General features: G+C 47.7%; 17 protein-coding genes. 10 read left to right on the top strand and 7 right to left on the bottom strand.

Translation table 11 applies throughout. The features are described 5' to 3' along the window. Window positions 1-64 precede the first annotated feature (64 nt). Complete coding sequence (locus PAEAM_RS16365) at window positions 65-1339, bottom strand: ABC transporter substrate-binding protein (RefSeq protein ID WP_100528263.1); 1275 nt, start codon at window positions 1337-1339, stop codon at window positions 65-67. A 323-nt stretch (window positions 1340-1662) separates the two neighbouring features. Between PAEAM_RS16365 and PAEAM_RS16370 the strand changes: the two genes are divergently transcribed. From PAEAM_RS16370 to PAEAM_RS16390, 5 genes are all read left to right on the top strand, one after another. After that, window positions 1663-2430, top strand: a complete 768-nt coding sequence (locus tag PAEAM_RS16370; RefSeq protein ID WP_100528264.1) for a GTP cyclohydrolase II — start codon at window positions 1663-1665, stop codon at window positions 2428-2430. Between the two features lie 192 nt (window positions 2431-2622). Next, window positions 2623-3192, top strand: a complete 570-nt coding sequence (locus tag PAEAM_RS16375) for a glycerol-3-phosphate responsive antiterminator (RefSeq protein WP_026081418.1) — start codon at window positions 2623-2625, stop codon at window positions 3190-3192. Between the two features lie 28 nt (window positions 3193-3220). Continuing rightward, window positions 3221-4708: a glycerol kinase GlpK gene (gene glpK, locus PAEAM_RS16380; protein WP_100528265.1), complete on the top strand. Its 1488-nt coding sequence runs from the start codon at window positions 3221-3223 to the stop codon at window positions 4706-4708. A gap of 401 nt (window positions 4709-5109) precedes the next feature. Next, window positions 5110-6768 carry a glycerol-3-phosphate dehydrogenase/oxidase gene (locus PAEAM_RS16385; RefSeq protein WP_100528266.1) on the top strand — a complete coding sequence of 553 codons (1659 nt, stop codon included), beginning with the start codon at window positions 5110-5112 and terminating at the stop codon, window positions 6766-6768. A 68-nt stretch (window positions 6769-6836) separates the two neighbouring features. Continuing rightward, window positions 6837-7841 (top strand): Gfo/Idh/MocA family protein, encoded by a 1005-nt coding sequence (locus tag PAEAM_RS16390; RefSeq protein ID WP_100528267.1) that lies wholly within the window; start codon window positions 6837-6839, stop codon window positions 7839-7841. Window positions 7842-7945: 104 nt separating this feature from the next. On the opposite strand, the gene PAEAM_RS16395 is transcribed toward PAEAM_RS16390, so the two are convergent. Then, window positions 7946-8245 carry a winged helix-turn-helix transcriptional regulator gene (locus tag PAEAM_RS16395; protein ID WP_026081419.1) on the bottom strand — a complete coding sequence of 100 codons (300 nt, stop codon included), beginning with the start codon at window positions 8243-8245 and terminating at the stop codon, window positions 7946-7948. A gap of 423 nt (window positions 8246-8668) precedes the next feature. Between PAEAM_RS16395 and PAEAM_RS16400 the strand changes: the two genes are divergently transcribed. Beyond that, window positions 8669-9049 (top strand): DoxX family protein, encoded by a 381-nt coding sequence (locus tag PAEAM_RS16400; protein ID WP_051447288.1) that lies wholly within the window; start codon window positions 8669-8671, stop codon window positions 9047-9049. Window positions 9050-9174: 125 nt separating this feature from the next. Here PAEAM_RS16400 and PAEAM_RS16405 read toward each other — a convergent pair whose 3' ends face one another. From PAEAM_RS16405 to PAEAM_RS16425, 5 genes are all read right to left on the bottom strand, one after another. Continuing rightward, window positions 9175-10014, bottom strand: coding sequence for a DNA alkylation repair protein (locus PAEAM_RS16405; RefSeq protein WP_243391385.1), 840 nt, complete (start codon window positions 10012-10014; stop codon window positions 9175-9177). Between the two features lie 77 nt (window positions 10015-10091). Then, a complete protein-coding gene (locus tag PAEAM_RS16410; protein ID WP_100528268.1) occupies window positions 10092-10787 on the bottom strand; it encodes a Crp/Fnr family transcriptional regulator in 696 nt (231 codons plus the stop codon). A gap of 127 nt (window positions 10788-10914) precedes the next feature. Beyond that, window positions 10915-11433 carry an AbrB/MazE/SpoVT family DNA-binding domain-containing protein gene (locus tag PAEAM_RS16415; RefSeq protein ID WP_047840820.1) on the bottom strand — a complete coding sequence of 173 codons (519 nt, stop codon included), beginning with the start codon at window positions 11431-11433 and terminating at the stop codon, window positions 10915-10917. A 105-nt stretch (window positions 11434-11538) separates the two neighbouring features. Next, window positions 11539-12219: a CidB/LrgB family autolysis modulator gene (locus tag PAEAM_RS16420; RefSeq protein WP_076251772.1), complete on the bottom strand. Its 681-nt coding sequence runs from the start codon at window positions 12217-12219 to the stop codon at window positions 11539-11541. After that, window positions 12216-12587, bottom strand: a complete 372-nt coding sequence (locus tag PAEAM_RS16425; RefSeq protein WP_017691758.1) for a CidA/LrgA family protein — start codon at window positions 12585-12587, stop codon at window positions 12216-12218. Before PAEAM_RS16425 ends, PAEAM_RS16420 begins: the two co-directional genes overlap by 4 nt. Window positions 12588-12748: 161 nt before the next feature. On the opposite strand from PAEAM_RS16425, the gene cidR reads away from it, so the two are divergent. From cidR to PAEAM_RS16445, 4 genes are all read left to right on the top strand, one after another. Then, window positions 12749-13633: a cidABC operon transcriptional activator CidR gene (gene cidR, locus PAEAM_RS16430; protein WP_100528269.1), complete on the top strand. Its 885-nt coding sequence runs from the start codon at window positions 12749-12751 to the stop codon at window positions 13631-13633. Window positions 13634-13745: 112 nt separating this feature from the next. Next, entirely contained in the window at window positions 13746-14603 is an 858-nt protein-coding gene (locus tag PAEAM_RS16435; RefSeq protein WP_036612939.1) for a carbon-nitrogen hydrolase family protein, read from the top strand. Between the two features lie 254 nt (window positions 14604-14857). Next, window positions 14858-15532, top strand: a complete 675-nt coding sequence (locus PAEAM_RS16440) for a GNAT family N-acetyltransferase (RefSeq protein WP_100528270.1) — start codon at window positions 14858-14860, stop codon at window positions 15530-15532. Between the two features lie 46 nt (window positions 15533-15578). Continuing rightward, window positions 15579-16250 carry a GNAT family acetyltransferase gene (locus tag PAEAM_RS16445; RefSeq protein WP_100528271.1) on the top strand — a complete coding sequence of 224 codons (672 nt, stop codon included), beginning with the start codon at window positions 15579-15581 and terminating at the stop codon, window positions 16248-16250. The last annotated feature ends 143 nt before the right edge of the window (window positions 16251-16393 follow it).

Raw genomic sequence — 16393 nt, forward strand, 5'->3', positions numbered from 1 at the left:
CGAGGTTCAGTTACAGCCATATGAATTCCTCCTTTGCGGATAACGAAACCACACGTTCTTCAGGTTAACGCTGCAATTCCCGCTCGACGCGGTGTACCGTATCCGTCCAGACCTGCTGTGGATCGGCATTTTGCTTCGCGACATCATTCAGCCGCCGGGTGATAATGTTGTGTACGGATGGATATCTTTCGCCAAAGAAAGCATCCGGCACATCCTGTGCCGATTCGGCAAATACAGGCCCTGTCGCCTGTCCACCGAAGAAAGGTTCTTTTTCTTTCATGGCAGGATCATCAAACACACCTGGTGCAGAAGGGAACAGGTTCAGTGTCTGATATTGCTCCAGTTGATTTTCGGGACTTTGCAGCCAGCGAATCAGTTCAAAGGCTTCCTGAGGATGTTCACTCGACTTCAGGATGGACAGGAATGATCCTCCGTTGTTGCCATCTCCCCCTGGTGCCCGAGCGACCCGCCACTTCCCGGATGTATCCGGAGCGGCTTCCTGAAGAACTTGTTTCATCCAGACAGCGCCCACGAAAGAGGCGATTTCGCCATTATTCATCGCGGCGTTCCAGCTTGGAGTCCAGCCATCTGCATTGGCTAGCAGTCCCTTCTCTTTGAAAGCAACGGCTGTATCCCAGCTCTTGCCCACAATAGGGGAATCCATGCCGATAAAGGACCCGTCCGGCCGGAAATAACGCTCCGCAGACTGCGATATGACTTGATTGTAAACGGTTGCAATATTGTCGGTTAGAAAAACCTTGCCACCGAATTTTTCCTTGAGCTGTTCTCCGGCAGCAGCATATGCATCCCAACTGTTGATCTGGCGTGTAACGTCTTCGGGATCAGATGGCAATCCGGCTTCCTTGAACAGATCTTCTCGGTAGAAGAGGGCTGTTGGGCCCGTATCCATCGGGAAACCGATCATCTGTCCGCTTGGCGTAACGCCTTGCTTCCATTTCCACGGCAGATATTGGTCTTCAATATCTCCTGCACCGAGATCATACAGATTATAGAAACGGTCCTCACTGGGGAATAGCTCCATGATCCAGTCGTTCAATGCTACAATGTCTGGTTCACCTGAGCGTGCAGCGAGTGTTGTTTTGAGTTTTGCTTTGAAATCACCGCCGATTTTCTGAGCTGTCAGTTCGATATTGGGGAACTTTTCCTTAGCCCTGGCAATCAACTTATCATCGATGGAACGATTCCAGTACCATAATGTAAGCGCTACCTTTTTGTTGTTCGCTGAATCGTCCTGTCCGGGCCAGATGGAGCATCCGCTTATGAGCAGGACGCAGACCATCAGTATGGCTGTCCAGCATGTTCTTTTCCGGCGGATCATGTGTATTACCCCCTCATCATTAAGTTCGAGGCATGAAGTGCTTTGGACTACAACATTAGTGTATGAGCAGTTTATAAACTCATACCCAATATTCCTAAAATGAAACACATATTTGTGTCGATTGCGTAACATAAATTGGGTAGTTACTTTAAAAATAAAAGTTACTTGACACATTATAATTTTTATTCTAAACTAACTTACATAAAGTAACTAATGATGATGAGAATAATATAGATACGTACTATATAACATCCAAGTGATCCATTTTCGCTTTGGATGCGAATCAATCAACAGACAAGTTGGCCTAAACAGGAGGAACGACAATGATCAATTCAAATATTATTCAACTGCTTGCCCCCAAAATTCAGACTTTTCCGAGTGGAAAAGAGTTCATATACCTGGTGGGGCCAATCAAACTCCCGGTAAACCTCGATGGGGAGACCAAGACATTCCAGTGGTATAGCTGGATGAAGTCAGACAAAGCGATGGAGAGCGGCGAGTTAATCGAATCTCTTGCTGAGGCTGAACTGGCAGAGCGTCAACAATCCAGTGTTTTGGTGTATGGTGACTTTGCCGAAGCACAGGATGCGCTCATTCGCATGCACAGTATCTGTCATACAGGCGACATCTTTGGCAGCAAACGCTGTGATTGCGGCTTCCAATTGGAGCAATCCATGAAAATGATCGCCGCTCACGGAGCAGGCGCACTATTCTATCTTGCGAACCATGAGGGACGTGGCATTGGTCTGTTCAGCAAAGCGATGGCGTACATTTTGCAAGAAGAAGGTCTGGATACGGTAGATGCAAACTTGCAACTCGGATTCACAGACGATGCCCGCAATTATGACGATGCGATTGCCGTATTGCGTGCGCTTCGCTCCGCACCGGTTACATTGATCACCAACAATCCACGGAAGCTGGCTGCTTTGCAGGAAGCGGGATTGAATGTGGGCGGACGTGTGCCACTATGGGGAGATCGCTCTGCTTTCAACGAGAAATATCTGCAAACGAAAGTGAACCGTTCCGGTCATTTGGCAGAAAGTGATGGTTGGGCTGGGGCAGAGACGCTACTTCCGCATGCGCAGGGTTAATCATTATTTATAGACGTATACGAATAGATGGCTAGCCGTTGATGTACTCTCTGTTATGGAGAAGTACAACAGCGGCTTTTTGCTATAGATGATAGGGTAGCGATCAGGTTTTCCTGATTCACGGAATGGCTTGCCGTTCCCGCAGTGCGAATTATACAATATAGGCATCTGATGAATGCGGGAGGAACCAAGGTGCCATTTGAGGGACAACGTATATTGCCGGCTGCAAAGAGCATGAAGCAGTTTGAAGCGATGATTGAAGGCCCTTATACCTATGGGGTGATGCTGGAAACGCATATTGCACAGCTTCAGAGTGTAATGGACGAGGCTCGGCGGTACGACAAAAAGATACTTTTGCATGCAGATTTGGTTCAGGGTTTAAAAAACGATGAGTATGCGGCAGAGTATCTGTGTCAGCACATTCGCCCGGCAGGACTGATCTCTACGCGAGCGAGTGTCATTCAGAAGGCAAAGCAGAAAGGCATTACAGCGATTCAACGTATTTTTCTACTCGATACCCATGCACTGGAGAAAAGTTATCTGCTGCTGGCCAAAACCCAACCGGATTATATTGAAGTATTACCTGGCGTCATTCCGCATATTATTGCGGAAGTATCTGTGCGTACAGGGATACCCATTATTGCAGGGGGATTGATCCGTTCACCGGAAGAGGTTGAACTTGCGCTTGGCGTCGGGGCTACGGCAGTGACCACATCCAACGCAGATCTGATCCGACACTTCGAGAAATCGCTTACACCGTAAAAAGAACCCACAACAGGAGGTTGGCTGTATGGAAAAATATATATTGGCTCTGGATCAGGGAACAACAAGCTCCCGAGCTATTCTATTTAACCGTGACGGGGAGATTGTGCACATTGCACAGCAGGAATTCCCTCAATATTTCCCCAAACCGGGCTGGGTAGAGCAGAATGCCAACGAAATCTGGAGTTCCATTCTTGCCGTGATGGCTTCATGTCTGGCAGAGAGCGGAATCAAACCTGTTCAGATTGCCGGAATTGGAATTACGAATCAACGTGAGACCGTTGTGGTATGGGACAAAGAAACAGGCAGACCCATCTATAATGCAGTGGTATGGCAATCCAGACAGACCGCAGATATCTGTGAAGAATTGAAGACGCAGGGTCTCGGGGACCTTTTCCGCCGTAAAACAGGATTACTGATCGATCCCTACTTCTCGGGAACAAAGGTGAAGTGGATTCTGGATCATGTCACTGGTGCCCGGGAGCGGGCAGAGAAGGGTGAACTGCTGTTTGGCACGATTGATAGCTGGCTGATCTGGAAACTGAGCGGGGGTACACATGTCACGGATATATCCAATGCCTCACGTACTCTGATCTATAACATCTATGATCTGCAATGGGATGACGAATTGTTGGATATCCTCGACATTCCCAAGGCTATGCTACCAGAAGTGCGAGGTTCATCCGAGGTGTATGCACACACAACAGACTATCATTTCTTCGGTCATCGGATTCCGATTGCGGGAGCGGCAGGAGATCAACAGGCAGCGATGTTTGGTCAGGGCTGTTACACCAAGGGTAGTATGAAAAATACATATGGTACCGGTTGTTTCATGCTTATGAACACGGGAGAGAACCCGGTACAATCCAATCACGGACTGATTACAACGATTGCCTGGGGGATGAATGGCAAGGTTGAATATGCGCTCGAAGGCAGCATTTTTGTTGCAGGTTCAGCGGTTCAGTGGCTACGTGATGGATTAAGGATGCTTCGCTCTTCAAAAGATAGCGAGGATTACGCCTCACGTGTGCCTTCGACAGACGGCGTTTATATGGTACCTGCATTTGTGGGATTGGGCAGTCCGTATTGGGATAGTGAGGTTAAGGGTGCGGTGTTTGGCCTGACCCGAGGCACGACAAAGGAACACTTTATCCGTGCTACGCTTGAGGCGTTGGCGTATCAGACCAAAGATGTACTGGAGGCAATGGAATCCGACTCGGGTATTCCCGTGCATGCTCTGCGTGTGGATGGCGGGGCGGCGGCCAATGATTTTCTCATGCAGTTCCAGAGTGATATTCTGGGCATTCCTGTCGAACGCCCAACGGTGAATGAAACGACTGCATTGGGTGCGGCTTATCTGGCAGGATTGGCGGTTGGATATTGGACGAGTGCGGATGAATTGACGGATCATGAAAATACGGAGCGTGTCTTCCAGCCTGTTATGGCTGAGCAACAACGAACAGAACTGTATACAGGCTGGAAGCGTGCAGTGAATGCAGCAATGGCTTTTAAATAAAAGAAATGAAATGAATATTTCTTGGTGTGGGTATTTGTACTTTTTAACTAAACATATGTTATAAATGATATTTACTGGTGGAAAATGATGCATGATTTACAGGGTTATTATTCCTGGAGAAGGCAAAATATATATCCACTATAAGGAAAAAAACAAGGTTAGTGGATTCATTTGAAATTCCATCCTTTGGCAGAACAACTTTTTGAATTTTTTTTGAATAATGTGTCATTTCAGTACTTCACGCCGTCAAAAATCTGTGATAGGATAAAGGCACAAGTTAAAAAAAATGATGTCTGGAGATCGGGAGGGACCACGTGCCGCTCAGCAATTGCTGAGCGAATGACGTGGTCCTTTTTTTGTTTTTTACGGAAATATTAAGGAAATCAATGGGAGGTTCAAGAATGACAGAAACGTTCTCGTCAGCACAACGGACCGAATATTTGCAAAATATGGCGAATGCACATTTTGACGTATTGATTATTGGCGGCGGGATTACAGGCGCAGGGATTGCATTGGATGCGGCTTCGCGTGGGTTGAAGACGGCGCTTGTAGAAATGCAGGATTTTGCAGCAGGTACATCCAGTCGTTCGACCAAACTTGTCCATGGCGGATTGCGTTATTTGAAGCAATATGAAGTGAAGATGGTTGCTGAGGTAGGACGGGAGCGGGCTGTAGTTTATGAAAATGGGCCACATGTGACCACACCGGAACCGATGTTGTTACCGATCTATACGGCTGGCACGTTCGGCCGTTTCAGCACATCCATTGGACTGATGGTGTATGATCGGCTTGCCGGGGTGAAGCGCAGTGAACGGCGCCAAATGTTGAATGCTGGAGCGGTGTCAGATAGTGAACCTCTGTTACGCAAACAGGGGTTGTTGGGTGGTGGACTCTATGTGGAGTACCGGACTGATGATGCCAGGCTCACCATAGAAGTTATGAAAGAAGCTGTCAAACGTGGGGCACAGGCAGTGAACTACGTCAAGGCGAAAGGTTTCCTGAAGGAGAATGGCAAGATTACAGGTATTGAAGCCGTGGATCAGATCGATGGGCAGATCTATACGCTAAAAGCAAGCAAGGTGATCAACGCTTCCGGTCCATGGGTGGACGGTCTGCGGGAATTGGACGGTTCGCGCCATGGGAAAACACTGCAGATGACCAAAGGCATTCATTTGGTCTTTGATGGTGAACGATTCCCATTAAGACAGGCCGTCTATTTTGATACACCAGATGGTCGAATGGTCTTTGCTGTCCCACGTGATGGAAAAACCTATGTAGGCACAACCGACACTGTATATCAGGATGATCCTGCACACCCGCAAATTTCCGACGCGGATCGCGATTATGTGATTGATGCAGTTAATGGCATGTTTCCAGATGTACACATTGGTACCGAGGACGTGGAATCCGGATGGGCGGGTGTACGTCCACTAATTCATGAGGAAGGCAAGAATCCTTCCGAAATATCACGTAAAGATGAAGTCTGGGTATCCGAATCCAATCTGATTACGATTGCCGGGGGCAAGTTAACTGGATACCGTAAAATGGCCGAGATGGTTGTTGATCTGGTCGCACGCCAGATGGAGCAGGAGAGTGGGCATTCCATAGGCCCTTGTGTAACGAAGAAGATGCCCATCTCCGGCGGTGATGTAGGGGGATCGGCTGGATTTGTATCGTATGCGGAGCGCAAGATCAAGGACGGTGTTGCCCTCGGGCTTGCCCGACCGGCTGCGGAGCGGCTGGTTCGCACGTATGGTTCCAATGTGGAGGCACTGTATGAGCGAATGCCCGATCCACGCACCAAGTCCGAGCTTCATGGCATGCCACAGGAGTTATTGCTGATGCTACATTACGCGATTGATGAAGAGATGGCTGCAACCCCATCTGACTTTTTGGTACGAAGAACAGGTGATTTATTCTTCCGTATTGATGAAGTTCGTCGCTATAAAGCAGCAGTTATCTCGTATATGGCAGGTCGTTTGGACTGGTCTGAAGAGCAAGAGGTTAAACATACAGAGGAACTGGATCAGCTGTTGCTGGAAGCATCCGGCAAAATCTAAGGCAGGATTTCAAGATCGAGAGTCGAATGGAACATGTAAGCGTGTAACATAGAGAGGGGATTACATCCATGACATTACAGATCGGAATCATTGGAACAGGCTGGTTCAGTAAGGTACACGCGGATATTCTCGCACGGATGGAAGGTATTCGTGTTGCGAGTGTCTGTGGAACATCGTTCGAAAAGGCAGAGGCTATGGCCTCCGTTTATGATGCTGTTGGTTACGGGGAACTTGAACATATGCTGGATGGTGAGAAGCTGGATGCGGTGTATATCTGTGTACCTCCGATGTCTCACGGATCGATTGAATCCGAATTAATCCGCCGCGGTATTCCATTCCTGGTGGAGAAACCGTTGAGCACCGGAATGGATGTTCCGCGTCAGGTGTTGGATCAGGTGCAAAAGAGTGGGTTGTTAACCTCTGTAGGATACCATTTCCGTTATCAGGAGGCTGCGCAGGTCCTGCGGCAATCGATGAAAGAACAGACGGTCGGCATGGCTCTTGGCCGCTGGATGGGCGGAATGCCAGGGGTCGCCTGGTGGCGGCGTCAGGACGGTTCAGGAGGACAATTCGTAGAGCAGACTACACATATTGTAGACTTGCTTCGGTATTGTGCAGGAGAAGTTACGGAGGTATATGCTGTAGCAGCTCAGCGAAGCATGCATGAGAAGCATGAGCATGTGACCGTAGCCGATGTGGCAAATGTGACGCTCAAGCTGGAAAGTGGAGCGATTGCCAGTATCGCCAATACATGTCTGTTGCCAGACGGAGAGGGCGGCGCAGGACTCCAGTTCTACACGGATGCAGGTGTGTGGGATTGGACGCCAGAACGTTTGCTTCTGCCAAGTGCCGCAAAACATGCGATGGCAGGTCTGGAGATTCCGGCAGGACATAACCCATACGAGCGTGAGAATGAAGCGTTCATTCACGCCCTGCGTACGGGAGACCGTTCACGAATTCTGTCCGATTATGCGGATGCCTGCCGTACACAGGAGATTACGACGGCGGCGCTGGCATCGGCAGATTCCGGTCTGCCGGTACAGCTTCAGCCTTCAAAACATCTTTCTCATTAAAAGGTTGAAGGTAATATAAATACGCCTGAATCAGGGAATGATCCGCAGATCAGCCTGATTCAGGCGTATTTGTGTTGAGTAGAGATTATTAAGTAGCAATTCAACTACTCGGATTTCTGCTGTTTCAACCAGTCGGATGACCAACTGTAGATCTGATCAATGACAGGTTCAATGGCTCTGCCTTTCGGTGTCAATTCATACTCTACACGGGGAGGTATCTCGGGAAACATGTGTCGGGTTACGATACCTTCCGTCTCCATTTCCTTCAATCTCTCCGATAAAAGTCGTCCACTGATCGCCATCTCTGCTTCAAGCTCCGTAAACCGCTTGGGTCCGGACAACAGTTGGTACATGATTAACAGTACCCACTTCTTGCCTATGATGTCTATGGCTTGAGTGATCATACAGGGACTTGGTGATTTTACTTTTTTCAGCTTCAACGTGTTCACCTCGATTCATAATGATTTTCTTCAAAGTTGTATATGAAAGGACATGATTTCTGCCGCTTTAAGAATATAGGACATCCAAGTAAATGAGGGTTACTACAAAATATACTGTAACATACCTTTTGTATGTATTATACATCATACAGTGAAAAATTACTTGAAGAAATTATATTATTATTATATACTAACTTCACAAAAGTAAGTTGGTGATAAATAATACGTATAATATGAACGCGTACTATTCTGAAAATTGAACGGGGCTGAACGCTTGAAAACAGAGTGACCTTTGGGAACTTTTACATAGATTCTTTTTTTTACAATGTGAAGCAAAATAATCATTACCTAGTAGGAACATATAATTTGTTACAGGAGGATATACATATGAACAAGATTTTGGGTTACGTTTTTCTGGTTGTGTTAGCAGGTGTCTTCGTCATGACGGGGTTTAACAAGATTAGTGGAGCAGACATGATGATTCAGACATTCGAAAGTTTCTCTTATCCGACATGGACCATGTATCTGCTGGGTGCCGCGGAGTTGCTTAGTGCAGTAGGTTTGCTGATTCCACGTACTCGCATCCTGGCTTCTGGCATACTGACATTCATTCTGATTGGGGCCGTGGGAAGTCATCTGATCTATGCACAATACGCTGCTGTTCCGTTCCCGGCTGTGTTGTTGGTAGCTAACATAATTGTTTTGGTTGTGGGCATGCGCAGATTGGAAGCGGAAGAAGAAGGCCAGATGGACGCGATTCAGGCGTAAGTTAAAGATAAGAGGGAACGTAATTGGGCTGTTCAACGTGGAAAAGGTATTCCTGTCAAAAGGAATGTAAACGCGGATGCCTATGCAGAAGATGACCACTGCCAGAGAGCGGTGGTCATCTTTTTTTATGTAAGACTTCGCGTGGCACGTGTAACGATTCGCCGCGTATGTTGGGTATCCGACTGCTGAGTCCAAGTGGCACAGACCTGCCGCATCCACTCTGGATTGGTCTTGCTGGCGTCGTTCAGCCAGTTACTTACCGAATCCTGTACATACTTATGGGCATCGGATTTTACTGCGTCAAGCAAGGGAAGGGCCATGGCCGGATTTTCTTTTAACTCCTGAATATGCTTGGCCCAGACGCCACGAGGTCTGATTGATTCTATGGCAAAGCGACGGATCAGTGGATCAGGGTCAACGCTCCATGGGATTAACTGCTGCAAGGCTAAGGATAATTCGGCAGAGATGGACTCCCGTACAGCCATCCAGGCGATTTCTCTTACACCAAAGTGATGATCTGCTGCAAAGGGCCGAATATGCTCCAACTTTTCAGTCAGGTTCAGACCGGAATCTAGCCCAATGATATAAGCCGCCCAGCAGCGAACACTGTCTGAACGATGCTCTGCAATGGAACAAAAGAGATTCGTTTTTTCATTGACTGATGGACGTTTCAACAGATCAAGCCATTGCATGGCTATGGCCGGGATGATTTTCATGATCCGCTGCTCATTCATCTGTGTTAACTGCTCTGTAATTGCTCTGGTTTCGGCATCCATTCCCCATTCATGGGTAACCTTCTGAAAAAGAGAAACATGATCTACAGCCAGCCATTCGGTCAGATTGACCGATTCGATATGTCCTGCTTGTAGCCAATTGCGGATATGCTCAGGAATTTCCGTTGCTTTACGGGCACCTTTGCGAAGAAAAATGTCTTCAGGGATAAATAGATCTGGCTTAGCATTCAACAGTATATTCCTCCTTGGTTGTATAACATCATGCGTTATACAATACAACTGGCTGGAGAACAGGGATGTAAGGCATCTTACAAGTGGGTAGTGATTTTGCGGAGGTTAGCGATTTCGTCACGATGAAGGGAGACTGATTTGAATCCGGTACGAATACGGCCGGCTCTTGCTAACTCTTGCATGACAATCGTAACCGATTCCCGTGTGGCTCCTGCCATCCAGGCAATCTCCTGATGGGTAAGCCCGAGTTGAATCCGGCAGTACTCATCTTCTTCGATCCATCCCATCTGTTCAGCCAGCCGGAAGAGATTATGTATCACCTTTTCATGCAGGTTTCCGAGTGCGAGCGTCTGTGTCAACTCGCTCATTCGTTTGATCCGCTCGCTTAGTACGTTCATTAGTCTCATCATAAATTCCGGATGTTCAATCAGAAACTGTTCAAAGCGTTGTTTGTTCATCAGGCAAATATCACACTCCTCCATCGTTTCGATATAAACGGCACGTGTTCCGAGTGAGATTCCGTTCATTTCTCCAAACACGTTACCTTCCGTCAAAATATCGAGAGTGAACTGCTTGCCCTCCGGATTTAATGTATATAAACGAACCTTTCCCCGTTTTACAAAATAGAAACCTTCTGTAAACGTATCGGGTGTCTGGATCTGTCTGTTTTTAGGTATGGTCGTAATAGAAGTCATCCCATCCATTTCAATCAGGTCTGCCTCGGATAAGGAGGACATGAGGTCGAATTGTGATAAATACAGAATTTTATCCATAGAACTCCTTTCCATTACAATATGAATATAAAAAAAAGAAGAACCCACGAAAAACAACGGGTTCTCTTGCAGCGGGACTTCCTGATCGGAAGGTCTTCTGACTATAAATGATCAAATGCCATTTTGATTATAGTAACTTTTTTAATTGAGAGACGCGTCCTTGGCTGATGCCAAGCTTTTCCGCAATTTGCTGTTGAGCCAAACCGGGATTCTGTTCAACAATTTCTTTCATCTGTTGCAGCATACGTGCCGTCTTTGGCCGCAGGTCCGGGTATTCTTGGTTGTCAGCTGTCGTCCCTTCTTCCCTAGCGGGAGATGAGACTGGGGCGGATTTGGAAGCAGGACGCTCCACGGGTGCAGGAGCCTGTTTGTTCTGAGGTACGAACCAGTCGGGAGAGTCATCCGGGTGTTTTAATTGAATTGCACAAGTCCGGCAGATGAATTGTTCTTTGAAATACATTTCCGTATCTACATCACCGCAAAAAATACATAATGTTGATTTGTACTTTCTTAAAATCAACTCTTTTCCTTCAATGAAAAACTCAAGCGGATCGCCGATATGGATTTCCATCGTATCCCGCATTTCTTTGGGAAGGACAATTCGTCCAAGACGGTCCAGAGATCTCTTCATTCCGGTTCTTTTCATCGCATCTCCCCCGCAATATTCACAATTAAAAACCTGTCCTTATTGTAAGGAAGAAAGGGCTTTAATACAACAATAATATTTCAAAAAAGTGGATAATTCCATCCATTATGGGAAAATAAGTTTAGAAAGCACGGGTGCAACCGCTAAAGTGAACAATGCAGCGAGCACCATGGAGATGCTGGAGATGGTACCGGTCAGGGAACTCAGTTCAAACGCCTTGGATGTCCCTGTGCCATGGGCACCGGTTCCAAACAGTGTGCCTCGTGCAATCTCCCCATCGATGCGCAGCATTTTGACGATGGAAGGGCCCATAATTACTCCGAGCAGACCAGTCATAATAACAAAAACAGCTGTCACTGCGGGTATGCCACCGATAGTGGCGGATACGTTCATGGCAATTGGGGTGGTGATCGATCTTGGGATCAGACTATGAATGAGACCGGAATCCAGGCGCAACCATTTGGCGAGCAGGGCAGAAGAAAGTACGGCAACGACCGAACCGGTCATGACACTGAAGACAATCTCGGAAATATGTTTTTTGAGTACATGGAAAAAGGTATAGAGCGGTACGGCAAAAGCCACCGTGGCCGGTTGAAGAAGCAGACTCAGCCATTTGCCACCACTGCTATACGTGGCATAATCCGTTCCGGTTGCAAGCAATATGCCAACAACAAGAAGCGGTGTAATGAGCAACGGAGACAGATATACTTTAGGCAGATTGCGATACATTCGTTTGGTAACCCAATAGATACCGACGGTTAACAACAGGCAGAGGAATCCAATCATCCGGTGTGACGCTCCTTTCGTTTGGCAATTCGTGTAGCCACCAGGCCTGTGCAGGACATGACCAGGAATGTACTAAGCAGTACGATGAATAAAATCTGTAGTCCGTCATGCTCTAACATGGGCATATAGTTCATAATGCCAACGGCTGACGGGATAAAAAATAACAATAGTTCACCGAGCAGCCAGGCAGCTCCAACTTCAATCCAGCGCAGCTTCACGACACGAGTCTGAAGCAGAATGAATAACACAACCATACCGAGTATTGAACCTGGTACAGGAAGATGGAGAGTACGGGCCAGCAGGTCCATGAGCAGTGAAAAAACCATTAAGAGCGCAACCTGTGCAATACCAAGGCCCCATTTTTTCACTTCAATCCCTCCTTGTATAATCAACGTAATCGTTTAAGTTATTATGAAAATGAAAATGATTCATTTGATATCACAAATTTTACATGGCATTCTTTCATGAGTAAAATGCATATTAAGAATGTTTACTATTCCATTTGTCTATGAGAGGTGAGTATCAACCGATGGATATCCGCCATTTGCAATATTTTCTGGAAGTTGCCCGGCAGCAGAGCTTCACTAAAGCCGCCGAAGTTCTGTATATCACCCAGCCCACGATCAGCAAGACGGTCAAGAGTCTTGAAGAGGAGTTGGGTATCACGTTATTGGACCGTTATGGGAAGAAAGTTGAACTAACCGATGCGGGTCATGTGTTTTTTCGGCAGGCACTTGAGATTGAAAAATCATTCCGCAGTCTGTCGTCCGAATTGGACGATCTGATGAACTTGAAGAAAGGCCACCTGCGGATTGGCTTGCCGCCAATGGTGGGGTCCAGCTTTTTCCCCATGATCATTGGTGAATTTCACAAAGCCTACCCGCAGGTGACCATTCAGCTGTTTGAGGATGGTGCCAAAAAAGTAGAGACCGATGTGATCAGTGGTGCACTGGATATTGGCGTTGCCGTACTGCCAACCGTGGATGAACTGTTGGATCATTTTGTGTTTGTCAAAGAGAAGCTGAACCTGCTTGTACACCCTTCACATCCACTTGCGGGGAAAGAGTCGGTTGCATTGCATGAACTGGAAAACGATGCCTTTGTGCTGTTTAGGGAGGATTTTGCATTGCATGACCGGATTATTGTGGCCTGTCAGAATGCTGGGTTCCAGCCCCGTGTGGTATATGAGAGCTCCCAGTGGGATCTGCTCAGCGCGATGGTTGCTGCAAATTTGGGGGTAGCCTTACTGCCGGAGACGATCTGTCGTGAGGTAGACCATATGCGCGTGCGCATTATACCCGTGGTGGAACCGGTGATTCCATGGCAGCTCGGCATGATCTGGCGGAAGGATCGTTATCTTTCATTTGCCACGAGAGAGTGGATTGGATTCACTCAGTCGATGCTGGGTGAGTAAGGGAAGCGATCGGAAGGTTGTTCTGTCATTGTAATGCTCCGTGTAAATACTCTTTTGTTGACCCCGGATCGTTGTTACAATGGAAGCATAATCATGATGGAGGTGTACGAACATGAAACTGCGGGTATCCGCTGTACAATACCAATTGCACACAATCAGCTCGTTTGAGCAGTTCGCCGCTCAGGCTGAGCATTACATACGGACAGCGAGTGAATACGGAACCGAATTTGTCCTGTTCCCGGAATTTTTCACAACGCAGTTAATGTCCATTGGGGACAAACAAGGCAATGCACTGACAATTGAGGATCTGCCAAACTTTACGGAACAATATGAACAACTGTTCACGTCACTCGCTGCCAAGTACGGCATGCACGTCATCGGGGGAACCCACGTCATTCGCCGTGAAGGGAAGCTGTATAATACAGCCCACATGTTCTACCCGGATGGTCGCATTGCGCGGCAGGACAAGATTCACATTACACCAACCGAAGTCCAGGAATGGAACATGGCTCCCGGAGAGGGACTTGAGGTGTTCGACACGGACAAAGGCCGTATTGCGATGCTGACTTGTTACGATATTGAATTTCCGGAAATTGTACGGATGGCCAAAGCCAAAGGCGCAGACGTAATTTTCTGTCCTTCCTGTACGGACGATCGTCACGGATTCTACCGTGTGCGTTATACGAGTCATGCCCGCGCGGTAGAGAATCAGGTGTATGTTGTGTTAACCGGAACAGTGGGTAACCTGCCAACCGTTGATTTCATGCGTGCCAACTATGGACAGGCTGCAATTATTACGCCGAATGATATCCCGTTCCCGCCACGTGGCATTCTGGCCGAGGGTGAGATTAACAACGATATGATCGTGACCGCCGATCTGGATCTGGACTTGTTGTATGAGGTACGTGAACGTGGATCGGTAACGACCTGGCGTGACCGCCGTACTGATCTGTATACCGATTGGGAGTAGGCAACCTTATAGAGGTTGTTCAAAAAGCCCGCTTTTGATTACGAAGGATGCCTAGTGGCATCATCAGCATCGAATATGGAATTCAGCCGAAATGTCCGTTGCTCACGTAGTCTTCCCTACGCTCCGCTACTCCATTTCTAGCTTCATCCCATCTTCTCGGTACTGAAAACCGACCTTTTTGAACACATAATTAAAACCGAAGCGAAACAGAGTAGGGAATTCATTTTGTCAGTGGAAAGGGGTGACCCGGCAACATGTATACCAAAGAAATGCTGATCACCGACCCGGAGCGAAGTGGCAAAAGGGTAAAAGCAGTCGTTCGCAATTATGTTGCATCCGACTTTGAGGAACTCATTCGCATTCAGGCGGAGAGTTTCCCTCCTCCTTATCCGGAAGAGCTGCTCTGGAGTCACGAGCAGCTCACCAGTCATGTACAGCATTACCCGGAGGGTGCCATCTGTATTGAAGTCGATGGAGAGTTGGCCGGATCAATGACCTCGCTACGGATGCAGTGGGACCCTGCACATCCAGCAAGTCATACCTGGGCCCAAGTAACGGATGACGGTTATATTCGTAACCACCAGAGGGATGGCAACACGCTGTATATTGTTGATCTCTGTGTTCGTCCAAAGTACCGCAAATGGGGACTGGCTCAACTTATGATGCAGGCGATGTACCACCTTGTCATCGTTCAGGGGATGGATCGGTTACTAGGTGCTGGTAGAATGCCCGGTTATCATCTGGTTGCAGACCAACTGTCTGCGCAGGAATATCTGGATCAGGTAGCAGTGGGAGAGAGGCGTGACCCGGTGATCTCGTTCCTGCTTCGCTGTGGCCGCATGCCGGTTGGTGTGACCGCAGACTATCTGGACGATGAGGAATCCTGCAACTATGCAGCCCTGATGGAGTGGCAGAATCCGTTCAGATAAAGAAATGTTAAATGAGATACATTATCAATCGAGGGGGTATTTATTCATGGAATTCACGCGTATTACATCCATTAAAGATCCATTGTTTGCACAAATGCACAAGCTGATGCAGGAGATTTTCCCGCGGGAAGAAGTGCTGGACTTCCCCCTGTGGGAAAAACCGCTGGAAGACCCGGGTATTCGGGTGTTCGTGGCTGTGCATGAGGGACAGGTTGTTGGAGCGACGGAGTACCGTTATTACGAGGATTGGAACGTTGCCATGACGGACTTCACGATTATTGGGCGCGAAGGACTGGGGATCGGCAGTTTCCTGGCGAATCACCGCAAGCGTGATCTGCAAAAGCTGGCTGCAGCAAACGGGAAAGAATTGTTTGGTATGTTTGCCGAAATTTATAATCCTTATCTGAGTCAGGATCACGAGTTTGGCGGTATCAAGCCAATGGACCCGTATGTGCGTCGCGAAGTGCTGTCCCATCTGGGATATCAGCGTCTGGACTTCCCGTATGTTCATCCATCTTGGCAAGGTGACGGTGAAGCGGTTGGCGGCTTGGACCTGTGCTTCATGCCAGGTGATGAGTCGCTTGGTGAACTGCCAGCAAGCCTAGTGGCTGATTTCCTGAATCGATATTATGCAGTGCTTCCTAACAAACCGCAGGAATGGCTTGCCATGGTAGAGCAATTGACTGCTCGCAAGTCGGTTGCGCTACTGCCGTTGTAAACTGGACGGGATAGAACATTAAATCATAGTGGCGTTGCAAGTACCTTGAAGAATGATGACAGATGCAAAAAGCCCGTAGAACAGGCCATTATTGGACCTGCTTTCTACGGGTTTTTTCTATTTAGTTCGAGGTTGAGATTGAG

The organism is Paenibacillus sp. GM1FR, assembly GCF_002803315.1.
GTDB lineage: Bacteria > Bacillota > Bacilli > Paenibacillales > Paenibacillaceae > Paenibacillus > Paenibacillus amylolyticus.